Origin of the sequence: uncultured Campylobacter sp. (genome assembly GCF_938045205.1) — a bacterium.
Lineage (GTDB): Bacteria > Campylobacterota > Campylobacteria > Campylobacterales > Campylobacteraceae > Campylobacter_B.
In genome coordinates this window covers 1-11293 of record NZ_CALIMY010000089.1, presented here as the reverse complement: position 1 = coordinate 11293, position 11293 = coordinate 1, and the positions used below count along the sequence as shown (strand labels likewise).

Below are 11293 nucleotides of genomic sequence, written 5' to 3'. Positions count from 1 at the left end.
CCCGCTGATGATCGGTACGCCGAAGCTTGCCGCCTCGATCGGGCTGTGTCCGCCGATCTTTGGCAAAAAGCTACCGCCCAAGATCACGGCGTTTGAAATTTTATAAAAGTTCGCTAGCTCCCCGAAGGCATCGAGCAAGATGAAATCGCTCCGAAGCCCCGCGCCGTCGCTAGATCGCTCGAAGCTAAGCCCGTGCTCGCGCGCCCAAGCCTTGCAAATTTCACATACCTTTTCGAAGCGCTCAGGATGTCTCGGCGCAAGGATAATTTTTAGCCTTTGTGGCGCGGCGATCGCAGGCGCCGAATTCCGTGCGACAGAATTTAAAGACACGCCGTTTAAAGGCGCCATATTCGGCACGGCGAACGAAGCGTCGCTTGAAGTCACCGCATCCAAAGAAGTTACGTTTAAATTTACCGGCTCGGTCGAGCCCTGCTCATCGCGAAGCTCGGCCCCAGGCAAGCTTCTATCGCCGCGGGTACCCGCTGCGCGCGAGTATTTTTCGGGCGCACTTTGCGAGCTGCAAAATTTTATAAAATCGTTTAAATTTGATAAAATAAGCTCCTCTTCGCCCTCGTGAGTGTTTGAGATCATAAGCACAAAGCTATTTGCGGACGCGGCGGAATAGTCCTTCGTCGCAACGGCGATATTCGCGCTTTTCACATTGCCCGCGACCTTTATATTTTTTGCGCCGAGCTCCCTCAACCGCGCCGCATCAAGCTCACTTTGCGCAAGCACCAGATCGATATTTTCAAACGCTTTTCGATAATAAAACTTAAAGTGCAGATAGCTCGCGTACGAGCGATCGCTTATGCGCGCGTTTAGCAGGATCACGTAGCTTCCGCGCGATTTAGCGGAACGGATCAAATTTAGCCACAGCTCGGCCTCAAAGATCACCAGCACGCGGCTGCCCGTAAGCCAAAATGGAAGCCAATTTTCAAAAGGCAGGTAGCGAGAGTTCGGCGTGAGAGAGCGCGCCGCACCGAAGCCCGTCTGCGTGGTCGTGCTAAGCGCGACGCTCTCAAATTTAGAAATTAGCGGCGCAAGAGCGTTTACCTCTCCTAGACTGCAAGCGTGAAAGTGCACCGCAGCGGGGCTAAATTTAGGGTTTTTGTATAGAAAAAATCGCGCTTTCAAGCTCGTGCGGTATTTTGTTTTAAAGCTTAGGATAAAAATAAAAGGCGCAGCGACGAGCCACGCCAAAAACGCCAAGGCGGTGTAGATCACTCGGCTTCTTTATATAAAATTCTGCCGCAATACGGGCAGGTTACGATGTCGTCGCTTTTAATGACCGCGGAATAGGTCTTGTCGCTTATGCGCATAAAGCAGCCGTAGCAGGCCTGTTTGCGCACCGGCGAGACCGCCGTGTTGCCCGCCCATTTGCGGATCTTTTCGTAGAATGAGACGGTTTTTGGATTCATCGCCTGCATTAGTTTATCGCGCTTGGCGTAGATCGCGCCGCGAGCGACCTCGACCTCGCCCATCTCGGCGCTTACCTGCTCCTGCAAGCTTTTTAGCTCGGCTTCAAACGCCTCTTGGTTTTCGCTCTGCTCTTTTACGAGCGCTTCCTTTGCGGCTACGATCTTTTCTAGCCTTTCGATCTCCTCGTTTGTGGCTTCGAGCTGCTCTTTTGCGATGTCCTCTTCAACGCTAAGGGCTTTGATCTCCTTTTCGGTTTTTGCCGCGCCGCTTTTTTTGCCCGTGCTTTTTAGCTTGGACGAAAAGGCGCTAAGCTGCGCGTTTGCTTGTAAAATTTGAGATTTTAGCTCGGCGATCTCCGCATTTAGAGTTTCGATCTGTTCTTTTGCGCCGTTTATTTCAGTGCTTTTTTTACTCAGCTTCTCCTGCGCGGCCTCGATTTTAGGCTTAAATCCGTCCAGCTGCTTATCGAATTCGCAAAGCTCTACCAATTGGCTTAAATATTTGTTCATCTTCTTCCTTTAATAATACGTAAATGGATTTTTCTGCTCGCTTATTATAACTTCAATTTCGCTTTTTTGCAAGAAAGGTGCGAGCGCGCGCCCAAAATAGCGCTCACTTTCAAAATGATTTATATCGATCAAACTCACGCCGTTTTCTAAATTTTGAAGCGCCGTGTGATATTTTATATCGCCCGTGATGAAGCAATCCACGCCCAAGCTTTGATTTAGTTCGCTTCCGCTGCCGGTGCAAAGCGCGATATTTCGGATAAAATTTTTCGTCTTTACGGCGCGCAGATGCTCGATGCCAAGCTTGCGTTTTATATCCGCACACAGAGCCTCAAAGCTCAAATCCGCGCGCATGAAAACCAAAAATTCCCGCTCATCCGTAATTTCAAATTTTAAAATTTCGCGTGCTACGAATCCATTTAAAACATGCTTATCAAAGTTTGTATGCATCGCGATGAGAGAGATGTTTTTGCGGATCATCTCATAGATCAAATTTGCAGGATAAAGCCGCGGATCGAGCGATTTTAGCGGGCTAAAAATCAGCGGGTGGTGGACCACGAAAAGCGAGCCCGCCTCCGCCTCGCGCACCAGCTCGCTAGTAACGTCGAGGCTTAGATAGATTTTTGAAATTTCATCATCCAAGTTTCCGAGCAAAAGCCTGCTATTATCCCACGCCTCTGCGTCGCAAAAGGGCGCGGCGGCGTTTAAAATTTCATAAATTTCGCCCGTTTTCATAAATCCTACTTTGCGCTTTTATCTGTTTTATTTGCGGTGTCCAGCTCGGCGACATATTTTTGCGGATCTGCGTAGCAAAGCGCGCAGTTTTTGGCAAGATCGCGGATCTTTAAAATATAATCCTGCCTCTGCGTGACCGAGATCGCTCCGCGCGCGTCAAGGACGTTGAACGTGTGCGCCGCGAGCATGCAGTAATCATACGCGGGAAGCGCCAGGCCGTGCTTTAGGATGCTTTTGCACTCACCGAAGCAGTTTTCAAACTGATTAAAAAGCATCGCGGTGTCCGCAAGCTCGAAGTTGTATTTGCTAAACTCGAACTCACCCCTTTTATGCACGTCGCCGTAGGTCACGAGCCCCGCCTTATCGTCCCAGACGATGTCGTAAACGTCGTCTTTGTTTTGCAGATACATCGCCAAACGCTCAAGCCCGTAGGTGATCTCGCCGCTAATTAGCTCGCACGTGATGCCGCCTACCTGCTGAAAATAGGTAAACTGCGTCACCTCCATGCCATCCAGCCAAACCTCCCAGCCAAGCCCCCAAGCTCCCAGCGTCGGGCTCTCCCAGTTATCCTCTACGAAGCGGATATCGTGGCTTTTAAGATCCAGCCCGAGCTTTTCCAAGCTTTTTAGATAGAGCTCTTGGATATTATCCGGGCTCGGCTTTAAGATCACCTGAAACTGATAATACGCGCCAAGGCGGTTTGGATTTTCGCCGTAGCGCCCGTCTGTGGGGCGACGCGAAGGCGCGACGTATGCCGCGCGCCACGGCTTGCTTCCTAGGCTACGCAAAAAGGTAGCCTGATGATAGGTGCCTGCGCCCGCGGGCATATCGTAGGGCTGAACGAGCAAGCAACCCTGCTCGTGCCAGTAGTTTTGAAGCGTCAAAATAATCTGTGAAAACGTCATTTTTATCCTTTTATTGATATGTAAATTTAAATTTTATCTTCCAAACGCCTTTTAAAGCCTCTTTCGGAGGCTCTTCGCGGCTCTTAAATTTTTCAAAATTTCAGCCGAGCATTCGCCCGTCTCGTCGGAATTTGCCGAAACTAGATCGTTTTTTCAAAACAAGGTGATCTCTCATTTTCGGCTGAAATTTAAGCGAAATTTCATTTTGCAAGCCCTGTTGCGGCAAATTTATCTATACTCCAGCAGCTTGAAGTATTTTTTCGCGATCGGATCGAGAGCGAATATATCGAAATCTCCCTTATCGCCGAGATCTCTTGCCGCGGGATACTCGCCGTCTGTAACGTAAAACGCCCCATCTAGCCGCACTTCGCCGTCCTTGCATCTAGCCTTTTCATCCCAGAAGTATCGCCACTTATACCTTTTGCCGCGCTCGGAGCTACCTACCTGTAGCGTCAAGCTTTGAAACGAACCCTCGCGCGGGCTATATCTAATGATCATCTGCCCCTCGTCGATTGCGGCGTTACCCTCGTCGTCATAGCCCTCGCCCAGATCGAAATGCTCGCCGTAATATTCGATAGTAACGTCTTTTGAGGGCTTGTAGTCCTCTGCAATACCGCTAAATTTCACGCCCCCTTTGCGCTCGTTCGCATTTTTTTCTAAAATTTTCAAACTGTTTTCGTTCGCGCAGTAGCTTAAATTTAACTTTACGATCTCCTCTTTATTTGCTTTTAAAAATTGCCTCAAACTATCCACGGAGGCGGCGTCCGATAAAAACACTTCCTTGCTTTTAATCTCTTTTGCGCCTAAAAATGCGACAAAAGCAAGCGACAGAGCGACGATCTTTTTCATTTCATTCCTTTAAATCGATCAAATTTTACAAAATTTCGCGCGGGTTTCGGATTTTTAAATTTTAAAACTCACACGAAGTATAAATTTTAAAATTTAGCCTCGCGGCACCTATGACTCGCCGTTTAAATTTAGCGCTGCGTAAATTTAAACGCTTTTTTTAAGCGCCAAAATTTCATTCGCCAGGCTCGCGCTTGGGCGCCGCCGCACCTTTGCGAGCTAGCTCTCAAGCAGCACTTCAATCTGCTCGGAGTCCTTTTTCAGCGCCTCAGCTTTTGCCGCGCGATCCGCCTTTAGCTTCGAGCTTAGCACCTCGTCGCTTAGAGCTAAAATTTGCACCGCCAGATACGCAGCATTTTTCGCGCCCGCCTTGCCGATCGCAAGCGTCGCGACGGGGATGCCCGCAGGCATCTGCACGGTCGAATACAGCGCATCTACGCCGCTAAGCGCGCTGCCGCCGAGTGGGACGCCTAGCACCGGCTTGGTCGTATTCGCAGCGACCGCGCCCGCAAGATGCGCCGCCATGCCCGCCGCGCAGATAAAAACCTGCACGCCCTTCTTCTCGGCGTCCGCGACGTATTTAGCCGTGCGGGCGGGGCTTCGGTGCGCCGAAGAAACGATCATCTCGTACGCTACGCCGAATTCATTTAAAATTTTAGCCGCCTCGTAAACGACCTCGTAATCGCTCTTTGAGCCCATTATTATAGAAACAAATTTCATTCTATCTCCTTTCTTAAAAAGCAAAACTCCGCGAGCTTCGCGGGCAGCTTAATCTCATTTAGATTGCCGCTGTGAATCTCGCTAAATTCCTTACCGCTGCGGCTTTGCAGCCTTTTAAATTTCAAATAAGGCTTGCCGTCAAGCTCAAAAATTTCGCCGATCTCATTATCGCAAGCGCAAATTTTAAAGCCACGCGGAGCGAAAATTTCATACGAAACGCCCGGTAAAATTTTATCTTTGACGCTTATAAACTCGCCGTCTTGCGAGATCGCGCAGACCTGATGCGTACCAAGCTCGATGCTGCGGTCTAAATTTTGCGTATCCTCTCGCTCGTACGGGCGCTTTATCAAATATCCGTCGCTAAAGCCGCGGTTTTTAAGCGTCGCAATCTCGCGCTCGTAAACGCCGGCCTCAAATTTATCGCTCGCGGCATCGTCGATCGCCGCGCGATAAGCATTCGTGGCGCATGCGACGTAGTATTCGCTCTTGGTGCGCCCTTCGATTTTGAAGCTGTCGATCGCGCCCGTTTGCATGATCTTTTGCACATGCGAAATGAGGCTAAGATCCTTTGCGTTCATTACGAAAGTCCCCTCCCCTTCGCGTTCTTGCAAGCGGAAAAGCGCGCTGGTTTCGGGATTTTTCGCATAAAGCTCGTAGTTAAATCTGCAGTCGTTCGCGCAGCTTCCGCGGTTGCTAAAGCGTCCGCTTTGCACCGCACTAACAAGACAGCGCCCGCTGTATGCGAAACACATCGAGCCGTGCACGAAAATTTCGATCTCTAAGTTTGGAATTTTATCTTTGATCTCTACGGCATCTTTGAGCGTCATCTCCCGCGCCGCGACAATGCGCACGGCGCCCAGCTCCGCCCAAACCTGCGCGTCGAGATAGTTTAGCACGTTAGCTTGGGTAGAGACGTGGATCGGGATTTGCGGCGCTACTGCTCGCGCGAGGCTTGCGACGCCTAAAGTAGCGATTAAAATTCCATCCACGCGCAGATCGCGAAGAAATTCCAGATGCCTTTCGATGTTTCCTAGCTGGCCGTTGGTCGCAAAGCCGTTTACGGTCGCGTAGAGCTTCTTGCCGCGCTCGTGCGCGTATGCGATGCCCTGCGCGAAGCTTTCCTTGCTAAATTCCTTCGCACTTCGCTGGCGCAGCGAAAATGAGCCGGTGCTTGCATACACGGCGTCCGCGCCGTAAGCCAGGGCGATTTTTAGTTTCGTTAAATTCCCAGCAGGAGCTAAGAGTTCGGGTTTTTTCAAATACATTCCTAGTGATTTTTTAAGCGCGATTTTACTACAATTTAGCCAAAATTTTATTTAAGGAGCAGTTGATGCGAGCCGATCTACACAACCACACCTATCTTTGCAACCACGCTAACGGCGAGCCGCGACAGTATTTGGAAGCGGCGATCGTACGAGGCATAGAAATTTTCGGCTTTGCGGATCACGCGCCGATGAACTTCGATCAAAAATACCGAATGAGCTTCGAGCAGATGGAGCTTTACGAGCGGATGATTAGAGATCTGCGAGATGAGTTTAGCGGGCGGATCGACGTGCGGCTGGGATATGAGGTTGATTTTATGACGAAAAAAGAGCTAATGGATGAACGGATTTTCGCGCGCAAGGTTGATTATCTCATCGGCTCGGTGCATTTTTTAAACAACTGGGGCTTTGATAACGAGGAATTTTTAGATCAATGGAGCGGGCGCGAGATAGACGACGTTTATCGCGAATACTTTGCACTTATCTGCGCGCTGTGCAAAAGCAGTAAATTCGACATTTTAGGGCATATGGATCTGATTAAAATTTTTAAATTTACTCCGAAAAAAGATATCAGAGTTTTAGCGGGCGGCGCGATAAACGCGATCAAAAAAAGCGGCATCGTCGTGGAGCTAAACTCCGCGGGGCTTCGCAAGCCCGCGAATGAAATTTATCCGAGCGACGCGCTTTTACAGATGCTAGCGGATGCAGACGTGCCGATCACGCTTAGCTCGGACGCGCACTCGGTTGCTCAAGTGGCGCTAAACTACGATAAAATTTACGCTAAAGCGCGCGAGTTCGGCTACGATAAGATCGCCGTTTTCAAAAATCGCGAGCGGCAGTTCGTAAATCTGGCGTAAATTTTAACGGCAGCCGCTTTTAAATTTAAAAAGGCGCGGGCGGCGCAAAATTTTAAAATTTCAAAAGCTTCAGTGGCGTGAAAATTTCAGATTTCAAAAGGCACGGCGGCAAGAAATTTTAAAAATCGCGGCGCGCAAAACGGCGCAGATAAAGTCGAATTTCAACTAAATAATGTTAAAATTCGCCGTTAAATTTAGCCCGAATACGGGCGGAAAAAAGGAAAAAATATGGGAAAATTTGTTAATGACGTGAAGGAATTTTTTAAATTTTGCGATGAAAACGAGGTCGAGTTCGTGGATTTTAGATTTACCGATCTAAAAGGCACCTGGCACCACGTCGCTTACAACTACAAGCGCCTGCCGAAGGACTTCGCCGACGGAATTCCATTCGACGCGAGCTCGGTAGCGGCGTGGCAGCCGATCGATAAATCCGATATGATGCTAAAGCCCGACGTGCAAACGGCGTTTTTGGATCCATTTACCGCGGACGTTACGATCATCGTTATCTGCGACGTTTACGACATCTATAAAAACGAACTTTATGAAAAATGCCCGCGCTCGATCGCCAAAAAAGCCGAACAGTTTCTGCAAACCACGGGTCTTGGAGATACCTGCTATTTCGGGCCGGAGAATGAATTTTTCGTTTTCGACGACGTAAAGATCATCGACGATATGAACTGCGCGATGTTTAAAGTAGATACCGAAGAGGGGCATTGGAACAGCGGCAAAAACTACAAAGACGGCTTTAATAGCGGCCACCGCCCGGGCGTAAAGGGCGGCTACTTCCCCGTCCAGCCCGTCGATTCGATGGTCGATCTGCGCGCCGAGATGCTAAAGGTACTTGAACAGATCGGGCTTGAGACCTTCATCTGTCACCACGAAGTAGCGCAAGGCCAGGGCGAGATCGGCGTTAAATACGGCACTCTCGTCGAGGCCGCCGACAACGTGCAAAAATACAAATACGTCGTAAAGATGGTCGCGCACCTAAACGGCAAGACTGCGACCTTTATGCCGAAGCCGCTCTACGGCGACAACGGCAGCGGAATGCACGTGCACCAATCGATATGGAAAAAGGGCAAAAATACCTTTTACAAAAAGGGCAACTACGCAAATTTAAGCGATGCGGCCAGATGGTACATCGGCGGCGTGCTAAAGCATGCGCGCAGCATCGCGGCGTTTACGAACCCGAGCACCAACAGCTATAAGCGCCTAATCCCAGGCTTTGAGGCGCCGTCCATTCTAACTTATTCTAGCCAAAACCGCTCGGCTTCGATCCGTATCCCTTACGGCAGCGGCGAGCACTCGGTGCGCGCGGAGATGCGCTTCCCCGATAGCACGGCGTGCCCGTATTTGGCATTTGCGGCGATGCTGATGGCTGGCATCGACGGTATCAAAAACAAAACCGAGCCGGTCGGGCCGATGGATGAGAATTTATTCAAGCTGCACCTGGATGAAATTCGCGAACGCGGCATCGAGCAGCTTCCGCACACGCTTCGCGGCAGCCTAGAAGCGGTGATCCGCGACAACGAGTATCTGCGCCCGATAATGAGCGAGCTTTTTATCGAGACCTATCAGCATTTTAAATTTGAAACTCAGGTTTGGCCTTACGAGGCGCGCCCTACGCCGTTTGAGTTTGCGACGAATTATTCGTGCTAAGGCTAAATTTTATGCCGCGTCGCCCGGTTTTTACGAAACGGTGCGGCATAGAGCCTTGGAATTTTAAAATTTCGCCGCGCGCGAGCTTTTAAAATTCCGTCGCGCGAACTTAAACACCGCCCGTGAAGCTTCAACTCTTTTACCGCAAACGTGAAATTTTATACTTTCTGCTCATTTTGCTTGGAATTTTATCGCTAAACTTAGGTCTGAAATTTTATGAATTCAGAGAATTTCGCGCGAAAAACTACGCCTTTTACGACGCGCAAATTTTAAACGCCTACGCCAAAACCAACGAGCGCGGCCGCACCTACACGGTGCTAAAGCTCAAAACGGCGGATTTCACTCTCTACACGACCGCTAAGCTCGGGCGGGAATTTCACCGCTTCGCTCGCGTAAATATCGGCATCGCAACCAAAAACGTAAAATTTTTAGATTTTTTAAAGCAGCGCTTTTACGCGCCAAATTTTAAAATTTCAGCTGAGACCGCGCCCTCCGGGGCAAAATGGCGCGCGATAAGCTTCGTCCGAGCCCAGCACGAAGATGAGATGACGGCGGATCTTTACTCCGCGCTGTATTTTGCGACCGAAATTTCAAAACCGCTGCGCGCCAGCGTGACGAACTGGGGCATAGCGCACATCATTTCCATAAGCGGCTTTCATCTGGGCATTATCTTTAGCACGGTCTTTCTGCTCGCGATGCCGATCTATCGCTACTTTCAGGATCGATACTTTCCGTATCGCAGCGCTAAGCGCGATCTTAGCATATTCGTGATCGTGCTGATGAGCGGATATCTCTTCGTGCTTGACTTTACGCCGAGCTTTCTGCGCTCGCTTGCAATGTGCTGCGTGGGGTTTTTCCTCGCAATGCGAAATTTCTACGTACTTAAATTTACAAACCTCTTCCTAACGATCGCGCTTCTGCTCGCGTTTTTCCCGCACTTAGCCTTTTCGATCGGATTTTATTTCTCCTGCCTCGGCGTGCTCTATATCTTCCTCTACCTGCACCACTTCGCGCCTAAATTTAAGCTCTGGCAGAACGTCATACTTTTCAACCTCTACGTTTGGCTCAGTATGAACGTAGCGGTCTATTATTTCTTCCCGACCGCTTCGCTGCAGCAGCTTAGCGTCATGCCGCTGGGATACGTGTTCGTGATCTTTTATCCGCTAAGCATATTTTTGCATCTATTCTGGCTCGGCGGCGCGCTCGATACGCTGCTGCTTGCGTTTTTAAACTTTGCTCTGCCAAGCTTTCAGGCGCAAATTCCGCCGCTTCTTTTCGCGCTCGCAAACATCTGCGCGCTTGCTGCGATTAAGCTTCGATACGCAGCGCTTGGCTGCGCGATAATCGGAATTTCGCCAATATTTTTTATAACGTAGCGTGCGAAAATTCCAGCGGGAATTTTATCCGTTGGAATTTTATGCTAAAATCGCGCTTCAAATCTCACAAAGGATCAAAATGTTTATTGCAAACCTCACTTACGTCAAAGAAGTAAGCGAAGCGGACCGCTTCATCAACGAGCACAACGCATTTTTGGATAAATTTTTCGCGGCAGATAAATTTATCTGCTCGGGGCGCAAAGTCCCTCGCACGGGCGGTATCATCTTAATCAACACCAAAGACCGCGCGGAGCTTGATGAGATCATCGAGCAAGATCCGTTCTTTCAAAACGGCGTCGCAAAATACGAGATCATAGAATTTGCGCCGACGAAATTTGCGCCCGAGTTTTGGAGGCTTTTCGGCGAATAAACGGCGCGGGTTAAATTTTAAAATTTACGCGCTCAAACACGCCTCTGAAATTTAGCCTTTTTGCGCGCGAGATAAAATTCCCGCTAAATTTAAAAGCTGGTCGCGGCGACAAATTTGGATAAGCTTAAAACCGAAATTATACAAAATGGCGAAATTTAAAGGAGATTTTATGCGGATAAAACTGCGGCTCGCAACGCCGCGAGATGCGGAGGCGCTGCTTGAAATTTACGCTCCTTACGTAAAGCAAACGGCGATCAGCTTCGAATACGACGTGCCCGGCGCCGCGGAATTTGCGGGGCGCATCGAGCAGACGCTGCAAAGATACCCCTATCTGCTCGCTTACGCAAGCGACGAGGCGACATTTGCGAACGATAAGCGAGATGAAAATTTTAAAATTTCCGCAAGCGCGGCTGGCGCAGAGAGTGAAATTTCGCCCGCAGACGAAGCGCGAGATCGCACAAACGCCGCGACGAAACAAAACGGTGCAAATTTAATCGTCGCAGCAAAGCAAAGCGGCGTAAATTTAAAACACGGGCAAATCCTCGGCTACGCCTACGCTTCGGTTTTCAAAGAGCGGGCGGCATACGATTGGTCGGCGGAAAGCTCGGTCTATGTGTCGCAAAACGCGCGCGCTCTGGGTA

11 protein-coding genes and 1 pseudogene are annotated in these 11293 nt (G+C 49.7%); 5 read left to right on the top strand and 7 right to left on the bottom strand.

The window, feature by feature from the left end; all coding sequences use genetic code 11:
* From Q0198_RS04975 to Q0198_RS04945, 7 genes are all read right to left on the bottom strand, one after another.
* Window positions 1-1224 (bottom strand): glycosyltransferase N-terminal domain-containing protein (locus tag Q0198_RS04975; protein WP_297895722.1); only part of this gene is annotated, 1224 nt, incomplete at its 3' end.
* Window positions 1221-1928 (bottom strand): zinc ribbon domain-containing protein, encoded by a 708-nt coding sequence (locus Q0198_RS04970; protein WP_297895719.1) that lies wholly within the window; start codon window positions 1926-1928, stop codon window positions 1221-1223. The genes Q0198_RS04975 and Q0198_RS04970, both read right to left, overlap by 4 nt.
* A gap of 9 nt (window positions 1929-1937) precedes the next feature.
* On the bottom strand, window positions 1938-2660 hold the full coding sequence (locus Q0198_RS04965; RefSeq protein ID WP_297895715.1) for a Nif3-like dinuclear metal center hexameric protein: 723 nt from the start codon (window positions 2658-2660) through the stop codon (window positions 1938-1940).
* A gap of 5 nt (window positions 2661-2665) precedes the next feature.
* Window positions 2666-3565, bottom strand: coding sequence for a glycine--tRNA ligase subunit alpha (glyQ, locus tag Q0198_RS04960; RefSeq protein ID WP_297895712.1), 900 nt, complete (start codon window positions 3563-3565; stop codon window positions 2666-2668).
* A gap of 228 nt (window positions 3566-3793) precedes the next feature.
* Entirely contained in the window at window positions 3794-4414 is a 621-nt protein-coding gene (locus Q0198_RS04955) for a hypothetical protein (protein ID WP_297895709.1), read from the bottom strand.
* Between the two features lie 216 nt (window positions 4415-4630).
* On the bottom strand, window positions 4631-5131 hold the full coding sequence (purE, locus tag Q0198_RS04950) for a 5-(carboxyamino)imidazole ribonucleotide mutase (RefSeq protein ID WP_297895706.1): 501 nt from the start codon (window positions 5129-5131) through the stop codon (window positions 4631-4633).
* Complete coding sequence (locus Q0198_RS04945; RefSeq protein WP_297895704.1) at window positions 5128-6390, bottom strand: peptidase U32 family protein; 1263 nt, start codon at window positions 6388-6390, stop codon at window positions 5128-5130. The genes purE and Q0198_RS04945 overlap by 4 nt, the downstream gene beginning before the upstream one ends.
* 71 nt (window positions 6391-6461) lie before the next feature.
* Between Q0198_RS04945 and Q0198_RS04940 the strand changes: the two genes are divergently transcribed.
* From Q0198_RS04940 to Q0198_RS04920, 5 genes and pseudogenes are all read left to right on the top strand, one after another.
* Window positions 6462-7250, top strand: coding sequence for a histidinol-phosphatase (locus Q0198_RS04940; protein WP_297895701.1), 789 nt, complete (start codon window positions 6462-6464; stop codon window positions 7248-7250).
* 228 nt (window positions 7251-7478) lie between these two features.
* Window positions 7479-8906: a type I glutamate--ammonia ligase gene (gene glnA, locus Q0198_RS04935; protein WP_297895698.1), complete on the top strand. Its 1428-nt coding sequence runs from the start codon at window positions 7479-7481 to the stop codon at window positions 8904-8906.
* 122 nt (window positions 8907-9028) lie between these two features.
* A complete protein-coding gene (locus Q0198_RS04930) occupies window positions 9029-10282 on the top strand; it encodes a ComEC/Rec2 family competence protein (protein WP_297895695.1) in 1254 nt (417 codons plus the stop codon).
* Between the two features lie 79 nt (window positions 10283-10361).
* Window positions 10362-10652 (top strand): YciI family protein, encoded by a 291-nt coding sequence (locus Q0198_RS04925; RefSeq protein WP_297895693.1) that lies wholly within the window; start codon window positions 10362-10364, stop codon window positions 10650-10652.
* Window positions 10653-10821: 169 nt separating this feature from the next.
* A pseudogene (locus Q0198_RS04920) lies at window positions 10822-11293 on the top strand (GNAT family N-acetyltransferase); the annotation flags it as partial.

Bases quoted from the DNA above. Each gene is read 5' to 3' on its own strand.
- Q0198_RS04970 (WP_297895719.1), bottom strand. From the start codon at position 1,928: ATGAACAAATATTTAAGCCAATTGGTAGAGCTTTGCGAATTCGATAAG.
- Q0198_RS04940 (WP_297895701.1), top strand. From the start codon at position 6,462: ATGCGAGCCGATCTACACAACCACACCTATCTTTGCAACCACGCTAAC.
- purE (WP_297895706.1), bottom strand. From the start codon at position 5,131: ATGAAATTTGTTTCTATAATAATGGGCTCAAAGAGCGATTACGAGGTC.
- Q0198_RS04925 (WP_297895693.1), top strand. From the start codon at position 10,362: ATGTTTATTGCAAACCTCACTTACGTCAAAGAAGTAAGCGAAGCGGAC.
- glnA (WP_297895698.1), top strand. From the start codon at position 7,479: ATGGGAAAATTTGTTAATGACGTGAAGGAATTTTTTAAATTTTGCGAT.
- glyQ (WP_297895712.1), bottom strand. From the start codon at position 3,565: ATGACGTTTTCACAGATTATTTTGACGCTTCAAAACTACTGGCACGAG.
- Q0198_RS04955 (WP_297895709.1), bottom strand. From the start codon at position 4,414: ATGAAAAAGATCGTCGCTCTGTCGCTTGCTTTTGTCGCATTTTTAGGC.
- Q0198_RS04965 (WP_297895715.1), bottom strand. From the start codon at position 2,660: ATGAAAACGGGCGAAATTTATGAAATTTTAAACGCCGCCGCGCCCTTT.